Genomic DNA, 24,710 nt, shown 5'->3' with positions numbered 1-24,710 from the left:
ATGAAACGTTTATTTGTTTTATTCTCATTGCTGGCTTGCTGGCTTACCCTGGCTATTGGCTGCAAAAAGAATGACAGCGAACCACAAACCGAACTCCGGTTTGTGGTACCCTCTAATTTTCCTGAAGCGGTCTATAAATTTGAAAATAATACAGTAGGTCAGGCAGGTTTCGAACTGGGCCGCCATTTGTTTTTTGAGGATGCTCTCTCAATTGATAATAGCGTGAATTGCGGTACCTGTCATCAGCAGTTTGCTGCGTTTGCCAACCTGGACCATTCTGTAAGTCATGGCGTAAATGATTGTTTCGGTACCCGGAATGCCCCACCCTTGTTTAATCTTGCCTGGCAAAAGGAGTTCATGTGGGATGGCGGGGTAAATCATATAGAAGTCTCAGGCCTGAATGCGTTGGTTGATCCCTGTGAAATGGCTAACAGCCTAGACAATATCACCTCTACGCTTAGTAAGAAGCAGCCCTATCCAGATCTGTTTAAGAAGGCCTTCGGTACTCCGGAGATCAATTCACAACGGATCTTCAGGGCGCTGACCCAGTTCACTGCCATGATGGTCTCTGCTACCAGCAAATATGATAAGCATATTCGAAAGGAAGTGGGTGGCGAGTTCACAGCAGCCGAGCAGGCGGGATATATACTCTTCAGGGATAAGTGTTCAAAATGCCATTCGGAGCCGCTTTTTACCGATCTGTCCTACCGCTCCAACGGTTTAGACCAGGATCCAAAGGAAAATGGCCGGGAAAAAATAAGTCGCCAGGCCTCCGACCAGGGTAAGTTTAAAGTTCCTTCATTACGGAACGTAGAGCTGACCCGGCCATATATGCATGATGGTCGCTTTTTCTCGCTTGAGGATGTGCTTGAGCATTATAATTCAGGAGTCATGGATCATATAAACCTGGATCCTGAGCTAAAAAAGGACCCGGTACGAGGCATTGCGCTCTCAAAAACCGAGCAGCAACAAATTATTTCATTTTTAAAAACTTTAACCGATAATGAATTTATTCGTGATAAGAGGTTTGCCGAGCTTTAAGAAGTTTGGAATCTCGTTCCTGATATTGCTGGCTGCATTTACCTCTGCTTCAGCTTGCGACATATGTGGCTGTTTTATGGGAATTACTCCCTACGATAATCAAAGCAGTATTTCCTTATTATACCGGTACCGGTCCTTTAACGGATACCATGGGCAGAACCAGTCTTTATTTCCTTCCGGCGCGAATTTCCTGCCTGCGGGAAATAAGCTGGATGCACCCCTCACCAATCATAATGGCGACCCATCCGACCTGGAAGTTTACCGCGCCCTGGAAGTAAGAGCCAGGTACTTTCTTAGTAAGCGGATAGAGCTGAATGCGATCGTACCCTATAACTCAAATTCAGAAAGATATAATGGCAACCTCAATACCGTAGCGGGTATCGGGGATGTCAATATATACTCGGGGTATCACCTCCTGCGAAAATTAGACCAGAAGAAGGTAAATCAACGTCTTATAGTAGGAGCGGGCTTTAAACTGCCTACCGGAAGTAACGATGCTACAAATTTTCAGGGCTTGCGGCTGAGTACCCTTTCTCAAACAGGTACGGGCAGTACCGACGGGTTTATTTACTTTAATTACCTGGTAGGGTACAAGAGGTCAGGAGCCAGTTTGAGCAGCACCTATAAAATGAATGGTGAAAACGCTGAAAAAGAAAGTATTGCCAATAGCAATACTACATTCTTAAATTTCTTCCATAACGTAACTTTAAGCAAAAAGCTGCAGCTGGTTCCTTCTGTTCAAATTGCCTACGAATATTCGGCAGGCGAAAAGTACAATGGGGTAAAGACAGGGGAGCACAGAATGAATAATTTAATGACGGGTATAGGCGCTGACCTGTTCATTAATAATATCACCTTAAACATGGCTTTACAAAGCAAAGCATGGACAGTTAAAGATGACCATCCGATGCCAGCAGGCAGAGTTGTTCTGGGTGTAACCTATAATTTTAACCAGCTCTATTATCTTTTGAATTAATAATGAAAGCACAGATTGTCTTAATAATTTGTATTGCATCCCTGCTGGCCTGCCAGCCAGCAGAGGATTATAAAATAATCCGTAAGGAAATAGTAGAAGAGCATGATAAAGTAATGATCGACAGCGAGCGGGCAATTGAGGACAGAACGCGTCTTGAAAATTTGCTGCTGAATATGGACAGCCTGAAAAGCGCTCACCCAGTGGTCGATACGCTCAAAGAAAAAGTAGAAATAAGCAAGCTCGTTGCAAAGCTTGATGAGGCGGATCAGCAGATGGAAACCTGGATGAAAGAATTTGATGCTGAGCTGGGTAAGAAATCTAACGACGAGGCTGTAGCATACTTTAAAAATGAAAAACTGAAGTTGAAGCAATTAGATAGTCTTATAAAAGATGCGTTGGGCGAATCGGAAGAGTATTTAAAGAAGTACTGACGAGATACCGTCGAAAGCCTCTTATCGCATTTTTTACTCATGTCAGTTTACCGGATGAATCTAATTTGACTAAAAGACTACTAAATCTATAGACTTTATTTGTATTATTAAATCTTCCTTCTATATTTGTGTCGTAATCGTTAAGGTTACCTGTTTAAAACAATGGCTTTACAAAAGAACGCAAGTACGTTTATCCAAACCAGAACGGTAAAAAACTTTACCAGCTATTGTTGCATGTATTGCTGTTAACTATTCATTGCAGCATTCTGCAGTTGCGCAGGAAGTAAGCCCTGGGCGAAAGACAAACCATTAATAAGCATATATTATTCGAAAGGAGGGGGATCAAAGATAATTCTACGCCAGCACTAAATAAAAAAGGGAAATGCTAAGAGCATTTCCCCGGGATTTAAATCAAAAGAAACAGGCCTCAATGCGACTTGCCACCTGCTTCGATCTATCATAAACCTTATAGTAAAAGTATGCAAAAAAATGCAAAGATCAGGTCTTTACACAACCTGGTTTTCTCCGGATACCTGATTCCATTAGGTCTGGGGCTATTAATATTATTTATTCCTTCATTTGTTTCTGCGCAGACACCAACAGTACCTTTGATCAATTCCACTCTCCGTGGCACGGTCATAGACGGCAGGACCAAAACCACACTTCCGGGAGCTATCGTCCAACTGCAGGGCACTACCCATAAGGCGTTCACCGACAGTGAAGGAGAATTCAATTTCGTTACGGGGCAGAAGTTCCCGTATACCATCATAGTTAGCTATATCGGCTATAAGACAAAGGAAGTGGTTGTCGACGGAAGCCCGGTAGAAGTTTCACTAGAGGAATCTATCAACCAGCTGGGCGAGATCATCGTGGTGGGCTATGGTACCCAGGAACGTAAAAACCTGGTAGGATCAATCACTAAAGTAAACCCGGCAGAAACCAAAGATATCCCGACAGGTAGTTTCGATTCACAGCTGCAGGGTAAGGTTCCGGGAGTACAGATATCATCTAATACGGGTGTGCCGGGCGAAACTGTGAACATCCGCGTTAGGGGAGCGACGTCCATCAACGCAGATAACGATCCCCTGTATGTTGTAGATGGTGTTTTTATAAATACCAACAGCCTTCAAACTATCAGCACAGGAGGTAAGGCATCTTCCCCGATAGCAGATATCAATCCTGCGGATATAGAAAGCGTTGAAGTGCTTAAAGACGCAAATGCAACCGCCCTTTACGGATCGCGCGGTGCGAATGGCGTGATCCTGATCACTACCAAGCGGGGAAATTACAACCAGAAATCCAAGATAAGCTTCAACGCGTCCCAGGGATGGTCTAAAGCTGAAAAGCTATGGGAATTAACTACAGGTCCGGAGCACGCAACATTGGTAAACGAATGGTGGGTGAATACGGGGAACCCTGCATCGACAGTCCCATTTCGTCCGGTTTCTGCCGGCGGCCGCGGCCGCCCTTCCGAGCAGCAGACGTACGACCGCCTGGGTCAGGTATTCCAGACTGCAGGTATGCAGAATTACGATCTGTCCTTAAGCGGCGGTACGGCAACGACCAAGTACTACATCGCTGCCGGTTATAACGATCAGGAATCCATCCTAAAGCCGATTACATTTAACCGCGGGAGCTTTAAAGTAAATCTGGATCAAAAGATCAATGAAAAGATCCAGGTCGGCGTAAGCAATACTTTTGCCCGGACAGGCCGCAACCAAGCCCGGGCGGGTGATGGGCCTGCAGGGGGACTGCTTCAGGCTGCGTTGCATACGCCGACCTATTTGTCGCCGGTCAATGAACTGGGTATACCTGTTGGCCGCGCCGGATTCGACAATGTTGACCTGCTTTTGAAATACTATGATGTGCATTCAACAAGCCTGCGCTATATAGGGAGTCTATACGCACAGGCCAACCTGCTGCCGAACCTGGTTTTCCGAAGTACAGTGGGCGTCGACTACAATAATTACGACGAATCAGAGTACTGGAATACCTTTCTCATCTCCGGAAGCCCTAATGGCCTCGCAACGTCCTCCGTGGGCCAATCTACCTCTTTGCTGAATGAGCAGACTCTTAACTACCGCAAAACTCTGGGCCGCCATGGTTTCGGTGTGCTGGTGGGGAACACACTCCAGGCCGATATCTCAGAAGGTACCTCGAGCACAGGCCGTGGTTTTGCCAATAACTCATTTAAGCAGATCTCCTCAGCAGCCGTTACAACGGGGTCACAAAGCTGGAACAAAGCTACCTTAGTATCCTTCTTTTCCAGGATCGATTATAACTTTTCCGGCAAATACCTGCTGGAGGCTAGCCTGAGAGCGGATGCATCCTCGCGCTTCGGATCAAATAACCGCTGGGGATATTTCCCGTCTGTCGGCGGGGCCTGGAGGATAAAGGGTGAGAACTTCCTAAAGGACGTGGCTTTTATCAGCGATCTGAAGCTTAAAGGAAGCTATGGAGTTACCGGTAACCAGAATGGTATCGGCAGCTTCGCTTCATTGGGCCTATGGAGCGGCGGCAGTTCTTACCAGGACAGTCCCGGAATCGCTCCGCAGCAGCTGGCAAATCCCGACCTGAAATGGGAGCGGACCAACCAGTATAATGCCGGGGTCGATATTTCCCTCTTCAACGAGCGCCTCAACCTTGAATTTAACGCTTATCACAAGCAGACCGTGAACGGATTGCTGCGCTTAACCTTACCGGCAACCACGGGCTTTGCGAGTTATATGAGCAACGCTGCTGAGATCAGCAACAAAGGCTTTGAGTTCAATATCAACTCCGTCAACATCAGGAAGAGCCACTTTACATGGAGCACAAGCCTGAACATTTCGAGGAACGTAAACAATATAGACAAGCTCGAAACGCCACTAAAATATGGCAGCCGCGACCTGATCCTGCAGCAGCAGGGTAGTCCGCTTTATTCATTTTGGGTATATAATGAACTGTATGTCGATCCGCAGACCGGGAATTCTGTATACCAGGACTATAATAATGACGGGAGGATCACTGTGGACGACAGGCGGATCAATGGGAGTATATGGCCTAAATTCTTCGGGGGCTTAACCAATAATCTTACCTACAAGGGCTTCGATGTATCGGTCTTCCTGGCGTTCCAGTCGGGCAATAAAATATATAATCACAATCGCTTTTTTGGTGAGGGCGGGGGAGCCCGTGATGCGGCGCGCATAATCTTTGCGAGCAACAACGCCAGGTGGCAAAAGCCAGGCGACATCACCAATATACCGAAACCTGACGGGATCAATATCAATAACTACCGGGATGGAGGAAGCCGCTGGCTGGAGGATGGGTCCTTCCTGAAATTGAGATCGCTCAACATTGGCTATACGCTGCCGAAGTCGTTGACCCATAAGGTAAGGATCGAAAATGTCCGCCTGTTCGTGGTGGGGACCAACCTGTTCACTATTACCAATTACACCGGCCTGGATCCCGAATCTGCAGCCAGCAGCTCGCAGAATGAGCAGGGAATTGACTTGGGTACGCCTCCGCAGCCTCGGGGCATACAGTTCGGGGTAAATGTAGTTCTCTGATATACGGCAATAAAAAAAATAAAGACATGAAGACATTAAAATATATAAGCGCATTCCTGATCCTCGTCGTGTTTGCTTCCTGCGAAGGGATATTAGAGGTAGAGCCGCGATCATCGATCTCAGACCAGCAGACCATTGTAGACAAGGGCTCTGCCGAAACTGCAATCAGGGCGGTATACGAAGCCTCACGTGGCTATTACGGAACAAGCTTCCAGTCGATCGCCTACCTTTCGGGCGACAACGTGCAATGGACAGGCTCTCAATCGCAGGTTCAGGAATTTATAAACCACAAGGTAAACCCGGAGAACTCTACCATTGGCGGGGTGTGGAATGGGATATACAGTGCTGTAAACCGTGCAAACCACATAATAGCCAAAGTTCCGGCCCTTACAGATCCCCTTCTTACAGGGGCCCTGAAGAACCAGATCACCGGGGAAGCCTATTTTATCCGGGCCCTTGCCTATTTCGACCTCGCCAGGACCTGGGGCGGCGCACCGATAATCACTAAACCCACGCTTGCCGCAACAGATAACCGGGGTGTTGCTAAAAGTACCCAGGCACAGGTATATGCTCAAGCTTTGGCCGATCTTGACCTGGCTGAGCCCTTACTTCCGCTTAGCACGGACAGATATCGCGCAACGCGGAAAACCGTTTGGGCTTTAAAATCAAGGTTCTACCTGTACCAGAAAGATTGGGCGAAAGCTGAGGAGTTCGCCGACAAGGTGATCGCGGATGTTGCCAACTACGAGTTGCTTGCGCCTTACAACTCCTTTTTCTTCCCTGAAAGTAAAAGAGGAACAAAAGAATCCGTTTTCGAATTCTACTACAGCAGCAATGAAACGAACGGGCACCGCGGGCAGTGGCAGCCCCAGTCTAACGGCGGCACCCGGCAATGGGCTCCAAATGATGCCTTCGTTGCCCTTGTTAACAACCCGGCAATTGGCGGAACACGCAGCGCCCTCGTAGCAAAAGACAACCAGAATCGCTGGTTCGGTAACCTTTACTACAGAAGCCCGGCAACCGATCCCACCTACGTAATCCGCATCGCCGAGCTATATCTCATCAGGGCAGAAGCACGGGCACAGCAGGGCGGAGCTAAGCTTGCAGCTGCGCGGGCAGACCTTGATGCCGTAAGGAACCGCTCCGCATTGGAGGCCACACCAGCACTTACGCAAGCAGATATCCTGCTGGCCATTGAGAATGAGCGCCGGTTTGAGTTTGCATTTGAGGCCCACCGCTGGTTCGACCTGGTGCGCACAGGAAGGGCGGCAGCAGTATTAAATGTAACTGATCCCAACCGCCTGCTGATGCCAATCCCGATCGATCAGATCCAGGCGGATAAAGCTTTGGTTCAAAATCCCGGATACTAATCTATTTACACCAGGGCCGGTATAAGCCGGCCCTGTTAAAAACCTATCGTTATGGCTACGACTTTTACTAATCCGAACCCTGGTCCATGGACAGACACACAGAAGGCTTTCTTCAGGTTCATCTTTATTTACCTGGTGCTGCAGGCTGTTCCGCTCGACTGGAAATTCTATCGCGATCTGTTCTCTATAAATTGGGCAGATCTCTATTACGGAGATATTTTCACTATTAGCCGCTATTTCCCGCGATTCTTCTCCGGCGCAGAAACCTTTGCTGACTGGTTCCTGCTCGTCATTATTGCCGCCGTCGGGGCGTTTGTATGGACAAAAAGAGATCCTCAAAACACAGACTACAATACCTTATATTACTGGCTGCGCGTGATCGTGCGTTACCGGCTCGCTATCGGGATCATAGGCTACGGGATGATCAAATTCTTCCCGGCACAAGCGCCATTCCCTTCGATCAGTAACCTGAACACAAACTACGGCGACTTCCACGCATGGAAAATATTCTCACTTAGCCTGGGGATCGTCCCTGGGTATGAGTCCTTCCTTGGAGGAGTGGAAATCCTCGCCGGGCTGCTATTATTCTTCAGGAAGACAGCCAGCGTGGGAGCATTGCTCATCCTTGTATTCACCGGGAATGTGTTCATGTCGAACCTGGCCTATGAAGGCGGTGAGTATGTTTACAGTTTTTACCTCATCGTACTCGCTTTATTTGTACTGGCCCATGATGCTCAGCGGATCTATAACCTCGTCTCTCTCGAACGCCCTACATCTCCCGATACGTTCAAACCGGAATTTCCCGGTAAACTGAAGAACGTCCGCCTGGCTCTTAAGGGCTTTGTCATTTTCTTCTTTGTTTTCCTATACGGATATGCGACCTATTCAGATTATAAAACCGATCCCTACCAGTTTCCCGTAAGCAAAGGAATACCCGGAGCCAGCGGCATCTATAATGTTTCCGAGTTCAGGATCAATAATAAGGTTATCCCTTATTCTCTCACAGATCCTACCCGGTGGAAGGATGTGGTTTTTGAGAAATGGGCGACCATCAGCATCCGGTCCAACCGTCTCGTAATACTCGATTCGACTAATGCAGAAAAGATCTCCCGGAACGATAAGGACCGCAACTACGAGCTTGCCGGTTCGGGCGGCAGGCATTATTACTCGTATAAGGCAGACACCCCGGGTAATGTCCTGCGACTTGAAAATAAAAACAAGAACTACCCGGATGAAACTTTGACCCTGCAATATACCAAGCCTGACAGCTCTACTATTATTCTCCGCGGACTTAATGAGAATAAAGACTCCGTATACGCTGTGCTCAATAAGATCCATAAGAAATATCCCGTCAAGCTGGGCCGGCTCGGCAGCTTGAAACTCTAGATCATAAGGAAACCAAATCTAATATCATGTCAGATAAAAAACATACATCAGCTCCCGGGCATACGCTTAGTATCGCTGATAAGAAAAGGGTCGTACCGCCTGCATCCTGGAAGGGCTATCAAAAGGTTCTTTTCCGCATAGCATTTGGATTCTTTATACTTATGTCGATCCCGCTCAGCGGCGGATGGTACCGAAATCTGGCCAGCATAGACTGGCTCAATCCACATTACAGGGATATCTACGACATCGCGCGGTTCAGCCCGAGTGTGAGGAGTTTCATGGGCTTGTCGAGAGGCGGAGGAGGTGATGAAGGAATTGCACCGGAGGGTGCACGGGGAGAAAGAACACCTGTGAGGGGCGAAGGAGTTAAAGACGCAAGCGAAAGGAGAAAGAAAGTTGACGGAGCGCAGTTGAAAAACGAAAGTAATTTGCCCGACAGCGGCAGGGGGCATAGAACCAAGTTATCCTCACCGGAAGACGGAGTGGTTTCCGCAAGAGACCATTCTGGTAACGAAACTCAACAGGTTTCTGCATCGCGACTCAATCCTGCCAGTTCTTCTGAGCCGGTGCAAAAAAACCGGAACTCGCAGCCCGCAGTTCAAACCCCTCCAAAAAGGAGCTTCCTCGCCGATTATGCCGATTGGGGCCTTGCTCTCCTCATAGCAACAATCGCCGGCCTGATATGGACAGCCTTTGACCGGAAGAGACAAGAGTATAACGTGCTGTATTACTGGCTTAAAGTTATCGTGCGATACCGCGCGGCAATAGGAATAATCGGTTTTGGATACACCAAGCTATTCCCAACTCAGATGCCATACCCCTCATTGGGCCTGCTGAACACAGACTTTGGCGACTTCACCGCTCAGAAGATCTACTGGCTGTCCGTAGGTATTGTTCCCTGGTACCAGGTCTTCGGCGGAGTGGTTGAGCTTCTCGCAGGAGGCTTGCTGCTGTTCCGTAAAACGACTACTTACGGGGCGATCCTGCTGATCGGAGCTTTGGGAGACATTACTTTCGTAAATTATGCCTATGACGGCGGGGTACATGTCTATGCCTTCTATTTCGTTCTGTTAGGAGCATTCCTGCTCGTAGATGATGTACCAAGACTTTACAATCTCCTTATCCGGCAGCAATATACGGTACCCAATAGCTACTACCCTTATTTTACCCGCAATTGGCTGGGATACACGCGCATCGGGCTTAAATTGCTCGTATTCATCATTTTCTTTGGGATACTCACCTATACCGAAGTGATCAATTTTAAATACGATCCATATAAGCAGCCGTCTACCGCCGGTGTAAAGCAATTGCGCGGCAACTATGCAGTCACGGAGTTCAGGCTTAACGACTCGATCATTCCTTACTCTCCCGTCGACAGCATCCGCTGGCAGCAGGCTACCTTCGAAAACTGGACCACCCTGACCTTTAAGGTCAACAAGCCGGTAACGATAGACCCTTCAAACGGGGGAGGCAGCCCAATGCGCGATATTCAGCGGACCTTCGAAATAGCGGGTACTGCCGGCGGACAACGGGCTTTTCATTACTACGCGGATACGATTGAAAACGTGCTTTACCTGCAGGATAAGAATGCTGTAGCGGCTATGAGAAGAGGCCGCGGCCGGGAAACGGCCGGTGCGGCAACAGCGAAAAGCGACCCCCGCAGATATCCGGAAAGCTGGATAAGTCCTGCAGCCTGGAAGAACATCGGTGACGAGAACCGGATGATCGACCCGCGGGCGTATTCCACCCGCCGCGACCGTGAATTCGCAAGGCCTGCACGGGATATAGGACGAAGCAAGATGATATTGAACTACAGTACTAAAGACGGCTCAAGAGTGATACTGAAGGGGCTCGACGAGAACCGCGATTCCATCTATGTAGTATTGGACAGGATCAACAAGAGATACAACCTGTCGGAGAGTACATTGAGCGCCGGTAAGTATAATTAACCAGAATATTTATGTTTAATTAAATAGATTTTATGATATTCAAGCTTAAAGGAGAACCACGTGAATACAGAATGTGATGCGGTAGTAATAGGGGCCGGCCCCAACGGCTTGTCGGCGGCAATTGCTTTGCGGCAGGCCGGCTTGTCGGTCCTGCTTATCGAAGCTAAAGATACTATTGGGGGCGGTTTGCGTTCGGCCGAACTTACTCTGCCGGGTTATATTCATGATGTATGCTCCGCTATTCATCCCCTGGCCGCAGGATCTCCTTTCTTCAACACCCTGCCTCTCGCCCAGCACGGACTGGAATATATTTACCCGGAAGTACTGGCTGCTCACCCTTTCGACGATGGATCTGCCGCGGTGCTCAGGAAGTCGCTCGACGAAACAGCAGAAGGCCTGGGTGCAGACGCCAGAGCTTATAAAGACCTTCTGGCGCCGCTGGTGAAGAGCTGGCCCGGGTTGGCGGCAGATGTACTCGGTCCGCTGCATTACCCGAAGCACCCACTGGACCTGGCTGCTTTCGGCCTCAATGCTTTAAGGCCGGCGTCGTCGCTGGCCGGTAAGTTCGCTACCAGGGAAGCCCGGGGGCTGTGGGCGGGTATGACAGCGCATTCGATTCAGCCGCTTACGAACCTCGCTACCTCGGCTATCGGTCTCGTGTTAATGGCTGCGGGCCACCTTCACGGCTGGCCCTTGCCAAGGGGCGGCTCCAAGGAGATCGCCAATGCCCTTGCTTCATATTTCCTCAGCCTTGGCGGGAAGATCCAAACCGGCGTTCATATCCGCGTGATGAGAGATATCCCATCCGCGAAAGCAGTTCTCTTCGATCTTAGTCCGAAACAGATCCTGGAGATAGCAGGCGACCATTTTTCACCGGTTTATAAATGGCAGCTCAGCCGTTACCGTTATGGCATGGGCGTATTCAAGATCGACTGGGCCTTATCCGGTCCGATTCCGTTCACCTCCGCAGAAGCGCGGAAAGCCGGGACGATACATCTGGGCAATACCTTCGAAGAGATTGCCGCCGGCGAAAAGCTCGCTGCGGGCGGCGGGCATCCGGGAAGGCCGTTCGTACTCCTCGCACAGCAAAGCCTGTTTGACAGCAGCCGTGTACCCGAAGGAAAACAAACGGCTTGGGCTTACTGCCATGTGCCGAACGGCTCGGAAACGGATATGACCGCAGCGATAGAGTCGCAGGTAGAGCGTTTCGCGCCGGGCTTCAAAGATCTTATCCTGGCAAAGCATACCATGAACACCCGGGAGGTCCAGGCTTATAACCCCAACTATATCGGCGGGGATATTAATGGAGGCATCATTGACATCGGCCAGCTATTTACACGGCCGGTGTTAAGAAGCTCACCTTACCGTACTTCTGCAAAAGGCATTTACATCTGCTCGGCATCGACCCCGCCGGGTGGGGGCGTGCATGGCATGTGCGGATACTACGCAGCCAGACAAACACTTAAAGACGTTTTTAATATTAATATTTCCCTATAACTATGTCAGAAAATAACAAATTTGCCCTCCACGAAGATTGGGTGGTCGTCATTCTCGGAGCCCTGATCATTGCGGTCTCTATCGGCGGACTAATACTACCGGTGCCGGCGTTCAGTTGGAGCAACGCTTCCGAACTTAGCCAGACAGTTTTGGAACCCGCGAACCTGGGCATTATCGCGACGCAGTTCCTCTTTGTCCTGGTGATCGCGTTGATTGGCGCGCTGCTCACCGGCAAGCCGCTTAAGAATTACCTGCTTGGATTTCCCATTGTTTACATCATTACAATGTTTGCCCTGGTATTGGCCGGTAATGACCAGGTAAAGGCTATAAACCTTGAAGCGGTAATTTTCAGTCTCGGTCTCGGACTGATCATCAGTAATTTCTTTAAGCTGCCTGAATGGCTGAAATCGTCTCTTTCAACGGAACTCTTTGTGAAGATCGGGCTGGTGCTCCTGGGTACCGGCGTGATATTCACGGATATTCTGAAAGCTGGCTCCCTGGGTCTTATCCAGGCACTTGTTGTAGTAGTTTCCGTCTGGTATTTTGCCTACTGGCTGTGTAAAAAGCTAAAGATCGACGATGAGCTGACGATGATGATCTCCAGTGCCGTTTCCATTTGCGGCGTTTCGGCGGCGATAGCCACTTCCGGTGCAATAAAAGGCGATTCAAAAAAGCTCTCTTATGTGATATCTATGGTGCTGATCACGGCGATCCCGATGATGGTCTTCATGCCGATGATCGCCAATGCCCTCGGGCTGTCGCAGGAAGTGACCGGCGCCTGGCTTGGGGGAAGTATTGACACTACCGGTGCGGTCGTAGCTTCCGGTTCTCTGGTTGGGGAGGAGGCTCTTAAGATCAGTACGATCGTTAAATTCTCGCAGAACGTGCTTCTGGGACTTGCAGCTTTCGCGATCTCAGTGTTCTGGACCTATACCAAACATGATAATGCCAAAGACCCGGACACCAAGCCTACGCTCGGTGTAATATGGGACAGGTTCCCAAAATTCGTTCTCGGTTTCGTTGGAGCGTCGCTGCTGTTTTCCTTTGTCTTGGATTCTGAGACTACTGGTGCAGTTAAGGGTAGTCTGAAGAATCTGCAGGGACTATGGTTCGCACTGGCTTTTACGAGCATCGGTCTGGAAACCAATTTTGCCGACCTCTTTAATAAGCAGAGCAAAAAGCCTTTTTATGCTTTTCTTGTCGCGCAAGGCTTTAACGTGGTAGTTACCCTGATAGTTGCACTTTTATTATTTAACTAGCTCATATGTCATACAGATCCAGATTGAAGTACGGGATATTCCCGGCTATTATCACCGCTGTGTTCATTTTGCAGGGGTTTTCAGGGAAAGACCAGCAGTTTTCCAGGAATATATTTAATAGTTTAAGCCCACAGGATACCATTAAAAAGAAGGTCCGCTGGCCCGGCAGCTTCGGCCTGGGCCGCAGTGCCGGCCAGAAATATATCGACAGCCTCGATATTGATGTGCGTCCGGATGGCCAGGGTTTACCCCCCGGAGCCGGAACAGTAAAGCAGGGGCAGGCGATCTATCTTGCTAAATGCCTGGTATGCCATACCGGGAAGTCGTCCCGCGGGCGGGCCTCCGCTGCTGAGAGCCCGGGGCCGGCACTTATTACCGATTCGCTTTCCGGTGCCCGGGTAAAAACAATAGGCAATTACTGGCCTTATGCATCAACTGTGTACGATTATATTAACCGTGCGATGCCTTACAATGCGCCCGGATCATTAAGCCCCGACGAAGTCTACAGTCTCACAGCTTATCTTTTATATGCGAATAAGATCATTCCCGCCGATGCGGTAATGAACGCCAAAACACTGCCCAGGGTGAAGATGCCGGCAGAGAAAATGTTTGTACCTGATGACCGGACTGGCGGAGCAGTTATCCGGTAAATATTAAGCTGTAGTATCATGAAATTTAAAAGCGAGGAGAAGCAAAAGGCCAGAGCGTTGCAGCAAAAAGGTGCAAGCGCGGAGCAAATAACTACAACGTTGCAGCAGAAAGATGCAAAAGCGGAGCAAATAGTTACAACGTTGCAGCAAAAAGATGCAAGTGCGGAGCAAATAGCTACAACGTTGCAGCAAAAAGATGCAAGCGTGCAGCAAATAGTTACAACATTGCAGCAAAAAGGTGCAGGCGGGGAAATAGCTGCAACATCACAGCAAAAAAGTGGAACCCGACTAAAGAAAACTCAGATCCCGCTGTTTGAATTTGATACCCCGCAGGAATCGGGTATCTCGCTTCCCGCACCCAATGGCTCTAAAATATCACGCAGAACCCTTCTCGCCGGTATGGCGACAGCAGTGGTCGTCCTTGTACAAACATCTGCCGGAAAAGCCTTCCAGGCAGCTGTGCCCGAACGCGAGTTATACGACGACCCGACTAAGAAGCTTGGCCCGCCGCCCGGTAAGTTGGGAACCCGCTCACCGCACGAAAAGTTATTTAAGCTGCCGTCTGGCACATCTTCGCGAACTCCGCTGCAAGATCTTTACGGTACCATCACCCCTTCAGACCTTCACTTTGAGCGTAACCACGCCGGTGTGCCTGCTATCGATCCGGATAAGTATGAGCTGCTGATCCATGGGATGGTGGAAAAGCCGATGATATTTAAGCTCGCCGACCTCAAGCGTTTTCCTTCAGTAACGCGGATCTGTTTCCTGGAGTGCTCAGGAAATTTCAGGACAGGACGGGAGACTCTTAGTCCGCAGGAGATCTGCGGTCTGACCAGCCAGACGGAATGGACAGGGGTCATGCTATCCACGCTGCTCCGGGAGGTGGGCGTAAAAGAAAAAGCAAGCTGGTTTCTTGCCGAAGGTTCAGACGCAGCAGTAATGACCCGGAGCATCCCTTTAAGCAAGGGCCTTGACGATGCCATGATCGTGTATGCCCAGAATGGTGAAGCAGTACGGCCGGAACAAGGATATCCGGCGAGGCTGCTGCTCCCGGGATGGGAGGGGAACACCTCCGTAAAATGGATAAGGAGGATAGAGCTCAGCGATCAGCCATTTATGACCAGGGAGGAAACCTCCAAGTATACCGAACCTGTTAACGGCAAATACCGCCAGTTCAGTTTTACGATGGACGCCCGTTCGATCATAACCTTCCCGGCATATCCCGCTAAAGTAGAAAAGGGCTGGATCGAGATCCGGGGAATTGCCTGGAGCGGGCGCGGCAAGATAAGGGCGGTAGAGGTCAGTACCGACGCCGGCAAAAGCTGGAAGCTTGCCGATATCAGCGGACCGGTGCTCGACAAGGCGCATACCGGTTTCCGTTACTTATGGCAATGGAATGGCGAGGAGACCCTGATCGTGAGCCGTGCTATTGACGAAACAGGCTATACTCAGCCGACCTATAAGCAATTGCAGCAAGCCAGGGGCGCCGGAGGGGGCTATCATTACAACCCGATCACCGCCTGGATCGTCAAACGCGATGGGCAGGTTCTGCTCAATCCAGATCGCGCCTAATAAAAAAGGCCTTTTGAGCTTGAATCAAAAGGCCTTCTTGTTTATAGGTAGGTGAGTAGGGTTCGGTACAGGTATGTGGCAAGAACTGTGCCACGGGACGTTACCCCACCATCTCATCAACCTTGACATTTTGCATCGGCATACTGATCACGTTGCCATGATGCAGGCTGTTATTGCTCCAGAAGTTACCTGCAAGCTTGAAGATCTTATAGAACTGGTTGGACTCATGAAGGAGGAAAAACTCCAGCCATTGGCATATATTCATTCGCCCGAGCACAGAATGCGTGCCCACCCTGGAGCACTCGGCAGCGCTTAAGTTAGCAAGCATATATTTCATATCGTCCCGCAGCCGGTAGATCTCATGAAGCAACGCTCCCGTCGTCCGTGCAGCGGTAAACTGATATTCAGGGTCATTTTCCGGTTTGTAGGCCATGAAAAACGGGTTTACTTCATTGCTGATGCATTTTAACCGTTCCATAAATACATACTGGTACCTGCAGAGATACGCTATGGTTTCGTGAATAGACCATTTGTCTGGTACAAAGCGCGTATGAATTGCCTGTGACGGCAGGTCTTCTATATAATGCTTAATAATCTTATACTGATTGCAAAAGCGGTTCAAGGTTTCAGCGTGGATTTCCATCGTTTTAACTTTAGTCTCCTATTAACGACAGGAAGTACGCACTTGTTTGAAAGACCGGGAAGTAAACAATGCTTTTTGACAAAAAAGTTGTTTAAGGAATTTTGTGAGAGTAATGGTTTATATTATTTCGGAAAAGGAAACCAGTTTTATGATGTACGTTTACATAGTATGTGTTGGTCGGATAAAGCATTTGATCCGTCCCGGGACTTAGATCCGGGATCAAGTCGGGGACGTAGTTGGATCCTCCCCCTGACTCGATCAGGGGTCCCCTCATCAGCATGCGAAGCATATGCCTTGCAACGCATTTGAATGTAGTGGATTTTAAACCTCGAACGCAGCTGGATTTAATTTGCACTGCTGAATGTCCAGGCTGACACTTGCGGCGGCCGCGCGTCATTACGCGATCCTGCCTACCGCAGGGAAGAAGCAACCTCCATTAAACCGCGAAATGTCAAACTACCCAGCCCAGCACGTAAAACGTATCACGTAAAACTTACAACTCCCCTAAATCGTTGATCCGAAAAACCAATACGCAAGCAATATTGCAGCTACAACTCCCACAAAATCAGCGATCAATCCACATACCAGTGCGTACTTGGATTTCTTAATCCCCACGGATCCAAAATACACTGCCAGGATATAAAAGGTAGTTTCTGTAGAGCCCTGCATGATGCAGGCCAGCCTGCCTTCGAAAGAATCCGCGCCATAGGTGTTCATTACGTCAACCATCAAGCCGCGGGCCCCGCCGCCACTCAGGGTTTTCATTAATCCGACCGGCAGGGCGGGAACGAAGGAGGTGTCGGCTCCAAACATCGCAACAAACGACCCGATACCATTCACTACATAATCCATGCAGCCTGTCACGCGAAACGCAGCAATGGCAACCAAAATGGCAATTAGGAACGGTATGATCATCACAGCAGTGGTAAAACCCTCTTTGGCTCCATCTATAAAGGCTTCATAAACATTAATCTTCCGTGCTGCGCCGTAGACGATAAATAATACGATCACTGCGAAAATGATCACGCCGCCCAGCAGGCTGGCATACAGTTGGATCTTGTCGGGCGGGAGGCTGCCGAGCCAGAAATATAGTCCGGCCATCAAAGCAATAAAGCCGCCGAAAAAGGCCAGTATCGGTCCCTGAAAGAGATTGATCTTTTGGTAGACAGCAACTGAGATCATGCCGGAAAGAAAGGAGATAAACGTACCGATCAGGCAGGGAATAAATATGTCAGCCGGGTTTGCTGCCCCGCTTGCCATCCGCATAGCTATCACGGATGTCGGGATCAGGGTGATCCCTGCGGTGTTAAGCACCAGGAACATGATCATGGCATTGCTGGCTGTGTCTTTCTGAGTATTCAGCTCCTGAAGCTCTTGCATGGCTTTCAAGCCGACGGGTGTTGCCGCGTTATCGAGCCCCAGTGCATTCGCAGAGAAATTCATAATAATAGAGCCGTTTGCCGGATGGCTTTTCGGCACCTCAGGAAATAAACGGCTAAAGAATGGGCTTACGCCCCTGGCAAAAAGGGAGATCATTCCCGCGCGCTCGCCGATCTTCATGATCCCGAGCCAGAAGGTCATCACCCCGATCAGGCCCAGCGAAATTTCTGCACCTGTCTTCGCGCCGTCAAACATTCCGTTCACTACGTTATTGAAAACCGCGGTATCACCAAGCACGACAAGCTTCACCAGCGCAACAATAAAAGCTATGACGAAGAATGCGATCCAGACGTAGTTTAGAGCCATAGGGGAGTTGTAAGTTATACGTTGTACGTTATAAGTTAGGGAAATCCGTTTAACTAAGCCGCTTCAGGCTTGCCTGTTAATTTCCAATTCTAAATTTAGAATAATTATGATAAAGCTGGGAGTAAAGGTAAAAGTAAAATCCCCTATTACGAGCAGCGAGTAATCACACCGTCTTTGACGCACAATGTGTCACGTAAAACTCAAATTCGTCACCACTCCCTTTTCAATCGCCAGCAGTACCTCCAAGCCATCCAGCAGCACAATGTCTGCTAATTCTTCAACCTGCAGTTTCTGCGTCTGAATGAGACTAAACCCGGCGCAATCTAATTCTTTATAGCCATGCCGGTTCGACAAGTCCCCGATATCTCCCACGGTATACTCATAGCGCATCGAACGGAGATCATCATTTACAATTTCCTTGGCGATCAGGCCTATATCTACTTTATAGAGGTTTCGGGAAGCTAGAGACGATAAACGAGTTTCGGACGAGTCGCTTCCAGTTTTCAGTTTTCCGCTTTCAGCTTTCCACTCTCCACTCTCCACTTCCAACCCGATAGCTATCGGGTTTCCACTCTCCACCCGATAGCTATCAACTTTCCACTCTCCACTTTCAACTTCAATAGCGCAGTTCCTCAGCAGTATCTGAAAATGGTGAAGCTTATTTTCAGGAATATCAAAATAATCCACTGTTTTCCTCATGAGAAAGGAGCGCTCTGAAATAGACATCAGCCCCGATATCATTGAGATAAACACAAGCTTCCGGATGTGCTGCTTTTCAGGATCATCGGCATAGCCGCCGGCTTCAATAAGTATTGTGCTTGTCCCGGCTGCCTGAAAATTGTCGCCAAATGCGCGGGGCTCATATTCATCATCGAAGCGGCCTACATGACCAGGAATAACTTCCTGTAATGTGCTGTTCATCTCCGCAATAACAAGCATAGCCATTTCACGAACGGTATTCACACTCAAGCCTGCGTCATAAGCAGGTGCCAGTAATGAAATGGTAGCCGGGTTGCCGGTGTCGCCGGCCGACCACATGGTGGTTTGATCGTGCAGGTTAAAGCCGAACTGGGGATTGATTTCGTCTCTTAACTGTCGTAAGACTCGTCCCTCAGGCGTCTGCTGCGCATGAAAATCACGGTTGATGTCAATTTCCTGTGCATTACGCCGGTTAAATACCTCGGCTCCGTCAGGGTTCACAATGGGCAGGATGTAAAGCGTACAATTCTTCAGGATGATGTCTTTCACCTCATCATCATAATCATCTCCCAGGAAATTGAACAGGTCTACTAGGGCCATAGTAGCCGTAGCCTCATTGCCGTGCATCTGGCTCCATAAGAATACCTTAACCGGGCCACTGCCACATTTAACCAGGTTAAGTGAACGGCCCTGAAATGACTTTCCGACCTCGCGGATCTCGAATTTCGCGTTGCCCCGCATATTATCCAGTACTGCAAGCAGATCAGAATGTTTAAAGAAACGGTTTTTGATTGCCTCCTGATGGAAGGTGTGATAGGAGTGGAGAAGAGGTATGATCTGCGACATAAGGGTTAATGTAGGATTTCAGGTGCTCAGCTACAAACGCAACTTCGGCGAAGTCCCGTATGATGCGTCAAAGCAACGCAGTCTCTTTCAGTAATTGCTCTTTATCTATTGGAACTACCCCCACATGTTCGCAAACCAGCCCGCCGGCAAGGTTTGCAACGGCAGCAGTTCGGAATTCGTCGAGGCCGGATGCAAGACATAAGGCAGCTGTTGCAATGACGGTATCACCGGCACCTGAGACATCAGCAATACTCCTCACATGCGCTGGTATTAGTTTTTGACCTTTTCCCGTACTAATGAATACACCATGTTCTGAGAGGGTAAGCATGACGTTTTTAGCATTTAACTTTGCCTTGATCTCGTCAACCGCTGCTTCAATTTGGGTCATGCTAACCGGGTCAATGTTTGTTTTCAGGCCTTCCTTCAGTTCCTTGAGATTTGGCTTGAAAAGGCTGACGTCTTTGTAAAAATGGAAATTTCTCTTTTTAGGATCTACGGCTGTAACGATGCCTTTTTGATTGGCAAGGGTGACGGTAAACGTTATCAGTTCCTCAGAGATCAAGCCCTTGTCATAATCCTCAAAAATGATTGCGTCAATGTTTTTTTCGGTAATGATCCCGGCAATCTTAGCCTGAACCAGGCGGCTCAGGTCTTCAGAAATATTCGTGTCTGTTTCAGCATCGACCCGGACAACATGATGATTGTGGGCTATTATACGGGTTTTAACCGTGGTGAGGCGACCCTCAGTCGATATAATACCTTCACTGCTTAGCTGCGCACGTTCCAGAAGGGACAAAAGATCTCCGCCTTCAGCATCGTTTCCGATAATGGCACAGATAATAGGATTCGCGCCCAGTGACTGGACATTCAGGGCAACATTAGCAGCACCACCCAGCCGGTTCTCTTTTTTTGTGACCTGTACAACGGGTACTGGTGCTTCCGGCGACACTCTATCTATTTTCCCCCATACATAGCTATCAATCATCACATCACCGATAATCAGGATATTCAATGAGTTGAATTTATTGAAGATACCAGTCATGTGATGATTTTATAGGTTCTGTGATACGAAACCAGTAAGAATGTTTTTATTTCAAGGCGCCTAATGCTTCTTTGATACGTTTCATAGCTTCTACCAGTTTCTCATTTGCCGCAGCGTAGGAAAGACGGATAGAATTCGGATCGCCGAATGAATCCCCGCTTACAGTAGCTACGTGGCCGGTATTAAGCAGATATAATGAAACGTCTTCTGCATTTTTTATAGTTGAGCCATCAGGAGTGGTTTTACCAAAAAAGGAACTCACATCCGGAAAGAAGTAAAACGCTCCGCCTGGTAAATTGACTTTCAACCCGGGAATATCTTTCAATAAACCATATACAAGGTCGCGGCGTTCCTTAAATACCGCTTTCATCTCCCGGATAGTATCCAGTCCGCCTTCGTACGCGGCAATACCCGCTTTCTGAGTGATGGAGCAGGTACCGGAGGTGATCTGGCTTTGAAGTTTATCGCAGGCAGCAGCGAGAGCTTTGTTAGTTGCTGAATAACCAATTCTCCAGCCAGTCATAGCATAGGCTTTAGAAAGGCCATTGATAATGATCACGCGGTCTTTGATGCTGTCAAACTGTGCGATCGACTCATGATCGTTCAGAAAATTGATATGTTCGTAGATCTCATCAGAGATGATATAGATCTCAGGATATTTCTCAAATACCTTCGCCAAACCTGCAAGCTCCTCTTTGGTATAAACGCTTCCCGTAGGATTGTTTGGAGATGAGAACATGAAAAGCTTAGTTTTAGGGGTTATCGCAGCCTCAAGCTCCTCAGGAGTGATCTTGAAATCACTTTCAAGTGTGGTATTGATAAAAACAGATTCACCCTCGGCCAGCTTGACCAGTTCAGAATAGGATACCCAGTATGGAGTAGGGATGATCACCTCGTCGCCAGGATTTACTACACAAAGAATTGCATTAGCAAGCGATTGTTTAGCCCCGGTTGATACAACGATCTGATCGAAATCGTAATCCAGATTATTTTCACGCTTTAATTTGGCGGCTATAGCCTTTCGCAGTTCAGGGTACCCGGGAACCGGTGTATAGTAGGAGAAATTCTTGTCAATTGCGTCTTTCGCCGCCGCCTTGACGAAATCAGGAGTGTAAAAGTCTGTTTCTCCCAAACTAAGACTGATAACGTCTATGCCTTTAGCGGCCAGTTCTCTGCCCATTTTTGCCATCTTTATCGTGGCAGATTCGGATAAATAGTTTATTCTGTTTGATAATGTGCTCATAATTAAGGCAAATATAGGAACCTGCTTAGCGAATGCAAAAATTATAGAGAAAAGACCCTGGAATTTCGAATATTTTAAAAATTGCTTTAATGTATTGTCTAAATTTGTTTGAACTAAGCTTCTGATTTGCAAAGTCAAAAAAAAGTAATTCTTATTTCGCTTGGTATCGGTATCCTGCTGATGCTGGCAAAGTTTACGGCCTACTTTATCACTTCGTCTAATTCTATCCTCACCGATGCGGCAGAGAGCATAGTTAATGTACTGGCAAGTGCGTTCGCTTTTTACAGCATTTACGTGGCCGCGCAACCCCGGGATAACAACCATCCTTATGGGCATGGTAAGGTGGAGTTCTTCTCGGTTTTCATTGAAGGCAGCCTGATCGTGATCGCCGGCATCCTCATTATCTTTAAGTCAGCCTATAACCTGGTTTACCCTCATGAAATCAATGACCTGATAGACGGTACGATAATCATAGCTGCAACAGGGTTTGTCAATTTTGTACTGGGCTACTACCTGGTTAGTCAGAGTAAAAAACTGAATTCCCTGACCTTGTTTGCGGATGGGAAACATCTTCAAGCCGATGCATATACAAGTGCCGGACTCGTAGCCGGCTTAATACTGATCTATCTGACCGGACTGAACTATCTGGACAGTGTTTTTTCCATAGCCATCGGCTTCTTTATTATTTTCAGTGGTTATAAACTGGTGAGAAGGTCGGTTTCAGGCCTGATGGATGAATCGGATCTGGAAACAGCCGATGAAGTCATCTCGATTTTGAACTCATACCGGAAAGATAGCTGGATCGATATGCATAATCTTAGAACTCAACGCTATGGGCCTGATATTCATATCGATTGTCACCTGACACTACCTTATTATTTTGATCTTAACAAGGTTCACGAGGAGGTTTCAGAAGTAGATGCTATGATGAATAGCAAAGCTAACTCATCTGTCGAGTTTTTTATTCATGCCGATCCGTGTATTCCCGAATGTTGTCACTATTGCAGGATGCAAGCCTGCCCGGTGAGGTCAGAGCCAAGAACGGCAGATATCGTTTGGACTATTGAAAACGTAACCCGCAATAAAAAGCACTTTTCTTCTGATGTATAAATTCAATGTACGTGTTTACGGTTTGCTGATCAATCCCCTGGGCGAGATATTGCTGAGTGATGAGGAGGAGTACGGTTTCCGCTTCAGCAAATTCCCCGGCGGCGGACTGGAGTATGGCGAGGGGCTGATCGATGCACTAAAAAGAGAATTCATTGAGGAGTGTGATGCCGAAGTGGAGGTTGTCGAGCACTTCTATACAACCGATTTCTATATTAAATCAGTGTTTAACGACAGCCAGATCATAAGTGTTTATTATTTAGTTAAGCCACAGAAAGAACTTGTATTGAATTTCAAGGATAAGGCCTTTGATTTCGATACGGAAGGGAACCTTCTGCAGGCTTTCAGATGGAAGAATATAGAGGACCTGACTGTTGAGGATGTTACCTTTCCCACCGATCAGCGGGTTATAGAGTTATTGAAAGAGAAATGGCAGAAAGATCTTTAGCAGAACGCGATCAGGCAGTAATATGGCACCCGTACACCCAAATGCAGAATGCTGCACTACCCGTTCCGATAGTGAAGGGAGAGGGTGTGTATCTGATCGCAGAAGATGGCAAGAAGTATATTGATGCAGTTTCATCATGGTGGGTGAATATTCATGGCCACGCGCACCCCTATATAGCCGCAAGGGTTGCCGAACAACTCCTGACACTTGAGCACGTGATTTTCGCGGGCTTTACCCATCCTGCGGCAGTAGACCTTGCCGAAAGGCTGCTTGCTATCCTGCCCGATAATCAGAAAAAGGCCTTCTATTCAGATAATGGATCTACGGCCGTGGAAGTGGCACTTAAGATGTGTTTTCAGTACTGGGCCAATACCGGTCAGGCCAGAACGAAAGTGCTTGCCTTCAGAGATTCCTATCATGGGGATACGTTTGGCGCGATGTCGGTAAGTTCACGAAGCGCATTCACCAGGCCATTTGAGCAATTGCTGTTTGACGTAGAATTTATAGACCTCCCCTGCGCAGAGAACATTGACCGCCTTAAAGCGCAGCTTTCAGCTCTCAGCTCTCAGCTTTCAGCTTTCATCTTCGAGCCCCTGATTCAGGGTGCCGGCGGGATGAACATGTACGAGGCGCTTTACCTGGACGAATTAATGGCTCATTGCGGGGAACTGGGAATATTAACCATAGCCGATGAAGTGATGACGGGGTTTGGCCGAACCGGTAAATTGTTTGCTTCTGCCTGGTTAAGTTCACAGCCCGATATCATGTGCTTTTCGAAAGGGATAACGGGTGGGACAATGGCGCTCGGGTTAACTACATCCAGCCAGAAGATCTATGATGCATTTCTTTCGGAGGACAAGCTTAAAACCTTATTTCACGGGCACTCCTTCACGGCAAACCCCGTTGCATGTTCTGCCGCGCTGGCAAGTCTGGATATACTCTTAAAGGATGAAACCTGGGATGATATTAACCGGATCGTCCACCGGCACAAATCGTTTGCAGCAAGAATCAAAGGTAACCCAAAGCTTAAAACGGTACGTCAGACCGGGACCGTTCTGGCGCTTGAGTGGGAAACCGGGAATAGTACGTCGTATTTTAACAGCCTGCGCGATACCCTGTATAATTTCTTTTTACAGGAAGGTGTCATTTTACGTCCTCTGGGTAACATCATTTATATAATGCCTCCATATTGCATCAGTAATGAGCAACTGGATTATATTTACCAAAAAATAGAAAAAGCCCTGGAGCAATTTTAAG

19 protein-coding genes are annotated in these 24,710 nt (G+C 48.3%); 14 read left to right on the top strand and 5 right to left on the bottom strand.

Annotated elements, in window-relative coordinates; genetic code table 11:
- From P2W76_RS04655 to soxC, 11 genes are all read left to right on the top strand, one after another.
- A complete protein-coding gene (locus tag P2W76_RS04655; RefSeq protein ID WP_276346362.1) occupies positions 1–1,041 on the top strand; it encodes a cytochrome c peroxidase in 1,041 nt (346 codons plus the stop codon).
- The gene (locus P2W76_RS04650; RefSeq protein ID WP_276346361.1) at positions 1,004–2,017 is read left to right on the top strand and encodes a transporter; all 1,014 of its coding nucleotides are present in this window, start codon (positions 1,004–1,006) and stop codon (positions 2,015–2,017) included. Before P2W76_RS04655 ends, P2W76_RS04650 begins: the two co-directional genes overlap by 38 nt.
- 2 nt (positions 2,018–2,019) lie before the next feature.
- Entirely contained in the window at positions 2,020–2,448 is a 429-nt protein-coding gene (locus P2W76_RS04645; protein WP_276346360.1) for a hypothetical protein, read from the top strand.
- Positions 2,449–2,927: 479 nt separating this feature from the next.
- On the top strand, positions 2,928–5,996 hold the full coding sequence (locus tag P2W76_RS04640) for a TonB-dependent receptor (RefSeq protein WP_276346359.1): 3,069 nt from the start codon (positions 2,928–2,930) through the stop codon (positions 5,994–5,996).
- A gap of 26 nt (positions 5,997–6,022) precedes the next feature.
- Entirely contained in the window at positions 6,023–7,366 is a 1,344-nt protein-coding gene (locus P2W76_RS04635) for a RagB/SusD family nutrient uptake outer membrane protein (protein ID WP_276346358.1), read from the top strand.
- A 51-nt stretch (positions 7,367–7,417) separates the two neighbouring features.
- The gene (locus tag P2W76_RS04630) at positions 7,418–8,752 is read left to right on the top strand and encodes a DoxX family protein (protein ID WP_276346357.1); all 1,335 of its coding nucleotides are present in this window, start codon (positions 7,418–7,420) and stop codon (positions 8,750–8,752) included.
- 26 nt (positions 8,753–8,778) lie between these two features.
- Positions 8,779–10,701: a hypothetical protein gene (locus tag P2W76_RS04625; protein ID WP_276346356.1), complete on the top strand. Its 1,923-nt coding sequence runs from the start codon at positions 8,779–8,781 to the stop codon at positions 10,699–10,701.
- Positions 10,702–10,761: 60 nt separating this feature from the next.
- Complete coding sequence (locus P2W76_RS04620; protein WP_276346355.1) at positions 10,762–12,198, top strand: NAD(P)/FAD-dependent oxidoreductase; 1,437 nt, start codon at positions 10,762–10,764, stop codon at positions 12,196–12,198.
- A 2-nt stretch (positions 12,199–12,200) separates the two neighbouring features.
- Positions 12,201–13,457 (top strand): putative sulfate exporter family transporter, encoded by a 1,257-nt coding sequence (locus P2W76_RS04615; protein ID WP_276346354.1) that lies wholly within the window; start codon positions 12,201–12,203, stop codon positions 13,455–13,457.
- A gap of 5 nt (positions 13,458–13,462) precedes the next feature.
- Positions 13,463–14,107, top strand: a complete 645-nt coding sequence (locus tag P2W76_RS04610; RefSeq protein WP_276346353.1) for a cytochrome c — start codon at positions 13,463–13,465, stop codon at positions 14,105–14,107.
- Between the two features lie 18 nt (positions 14,108–14,125).
- A complete protein-coding gene (soxC, locus tag P2W76_RS04605) occupies positions 14,126–15,679 on the top strand; it encodes a sulfite dehydrogenase (RefSeq protein WP_276346352.1) in 1,554 nt (517 codons plus the stop codon).
- 100 nt (positions 15,680–15,779) lie between these two features.
- On the opposite strand, the gene P2W76_RS04600 is transcribed toward soxC, so the two are convergent.
- The 5 genes from P2W76_RS04600 to P2W76_RS04580 form a co-directional block, all read right to left on the bottom strand.
- The gene (locus P2W76_RS04600) at positions 15,780–16,322 is read right to left on the bottom strand and encodes a DinB family protein (RefSeq protein WP_276346351.1); all 543 of its coding nucleotides are present in this window, start codon (positions 16,320–16,322) and stop codon (positions 15,780–15,782) included.
- A gap of 504 nt (positions 16,323–16,826) precedes the next feature.
- Positions 16,827–18,068 carry a spore maturation protein gene (locus P2W76_RS04595; RefSeq protein WP_276346350.1) on the bottom strand — a complete coding sequence of 414 codons (1,242 nt, stop codon included), beginning with the start codon at positions 18,066–18,068 and terminating at the stop codon, positions 16,827–16,829.
- Positions 18,069–18,257: 189 nt separating this feature from the next.
- A complete protein-coding gene (locus tag P2W76_RS04590) occupies positions 18,258–19,613 on the bottom strand; it encodes a M14 family zinc carboxypeptidase (protein WP_276346349.1) in 1,356 nt (451 codons plus the stop codon).
- 67 nt (positions 19,614–19,680) lie between these two features.
- On the bottom strand, positions 19,681–20,655 hold the full coding sequence (locus tag P2W76_RS04585) for a bifunctional ADP-heptose synthase (RefSeq protein ID WP_276346348.1): 975 nt from the start codon (positions 20,653–20,655) through the stop codon (positions 19,681–19,683).
- A gap of 46 nt (positions 20,656–20,701) precedes the next feature.
- Entirely contained in the window at positions 20,702–21,898 is a 1,197-nt protein-coding gene (locus tag P2W76_RS04580) for a pyridoxal phosphate-dependent aminotransferase (protein WP_276346347.1), read from the bottom strand.
- 126 nt (positions 21,899–22,024) lie between these two features.
- Between P2W76_RS04580 and P2W76_RS04575 the strand changes: the two genes are divergently transcribed.
- Genes P2W76_RS04575 through bioA form a run of 3 tightly spaced genes read left to right on the top strand, consistent with a single transcriptional unit; the run spans position 22,025 to position 24,709 of the window.
- Entirely contained in the window at positions 22,025–23,008 is a 984-nt protein-coding gene (locus P2W76_RS04575) for a cation diffusion facilitator family transporter (protein WP_276346346.1), read from the top strand.
- Positions 23,001–23,453 (top strand): NUDIX domain-containing protein, encoded by a 453-nt coding sequence (locus P2W76_RS04570; protein ID WP_276346345.1) that lies wholly within the window; start codon positions 23,001–23,003, stop codon positions 23,451–23,453. The genes P2W76_RS04575 and P2W76_RS04570 overlap by 8 nt, the downstream gene beginning before the upstream one ends.
- Positions 23,435–24,709, top strand: coding sequence for an adenosylmethionine--8-amino-7-oxononanoate transaminase (gene bioA / locus P2W76_RS04565; protein ID WP_276346344.1), 1,275 nt, complete (start codon positions 23,435–23,437; stop codon positions 24,707–24,709). Before P2W76_RS04570 ends, bioA begins: the two co-directional genes overlap by 19 nt.
- Position 24,710: the final 1 nt, after the last annotated feature.

Source organism: Daejeonella sp. JGW-45 (assembly GCF_029360805.1).
Lineage (GTDB): Bacteria > Bacteroidota > Bacteroidia > Sphingobacteriales > Sphingobacteriaceae > Daejeonella.
This window is presented reverse-complemented; position numbering and strand designations above follow the sequence as displayed.

Coding starts and splice junctions, on each gene's coding strand:
- P2W76_RS04625 (WP_276346356.1), top strand. CDS start 8,779: ATGTCAGATAAAAAACATACATCAGCTCCCGGGCATACGCTTAGTATC.
- P2W76_RS04610 (WP_276346353.1), top strand. CDS start 13,463: ATGTCATACAGATCCAGATTGAAGTACGGGATATTCCCGGCTATTATC.
- P2W76_RS04650 (WP_276346361.1), top strand. CDS start 1,004: ATGAATTTATTCGTGATAAGAGGTTTGCCGAGCTTTAAGAAGTTTGGA.
- P2W76_RS04580 (WP_276346347.1), bottom strand. CDS start 21,898: ATGAGCACATTATCAAACAGAATAAACTATTTATCCGAATCTGCCACG.
- P2W76_RS04570 (WP_276346345.1), top strand. CDS start 23,001: ATGTATAAATTCAATGTACGTGTTTACGGTTTGCTGATCAATCCCCTG.
- P2W76_RS04595 (WP_276346350.1), bottom strand. CDS start 18,068: ATGGCTCTAAACTACGTCTGGATCGCATTCTTCGTCATAGCTTTTATT.
- P2W76_RS04615 (WP_276346354.1), top strand. CDS start 12,201: ATGTCAGAAAATAACAAATTTGCCCTCCACGAAGATTGGGTGGTCGTC.
- P2W76_RS04590 (WP_276346349.1), bottom strand. CDS start 19,613: ATGTCGCAGATCATACCTCTTCTCCACTCCTATCACACCTTCCATCAG.
- P2W76_RS04645 (WP_276346360.1), top strand. CDS start 2,020: ATGAAAGCACAGATTGTCTTAATAATTTGTATTGCATCCCTGCTGGCC.
- P2W76_RS04655 (WP_276346362.1), top strand. CDS start 1: ATGAAACGTTTATTTGTTTTATTCTCATTGCTGGCTTGCTGGCTTACC.
- P2W76_RS04630 (WP_276346357.1), top strand. CDS start 7,418: ATGGCTACGACTTTTACTAATCCGAACCCTGGTCCATGGACAGACACA.
- P2W76_RS04585 (WP_276346348.1), bottom strand. CDS start 20,655: ATGACTGGTATCTTCAATAAATTCAACTCATTGAATATCCTGATTATC.
- P2W76_RS04640 (WP_276346359.1), top strand. CDS start 2,928: ATGCAAAAAAATGCAAAGATCAGGTCTTTACACAACCTGGTTTTCTCC.
- soxC (WP_276346352.1), top strand. CDS start 14,126: ATGAAATTTAAAAGCGAGGAGAAGCAAAAGGCCAGAGCGTTGCAGCAA.
- P2W76_RS04635 (WP_276346358.1), top strand. CDS start 6,023: ATGAAGACATTAAAATATATAAGCGCATTCCTGATCCTCGTCGTGTTT.
- P2W76_RS04600 (WP_276346351.1), bottom strand. CDS start 16,322: ATGGAAATCCACGCTGAAACCTTGAACCGCTTTTGCAATCAGTATAAG.
- bioA (WP_276346344.1), top strand. CDS start 23,435: ATGGCAGAAAGATCTTTAGCAGAACGCGATCAGGCAGTAATATGGCAC.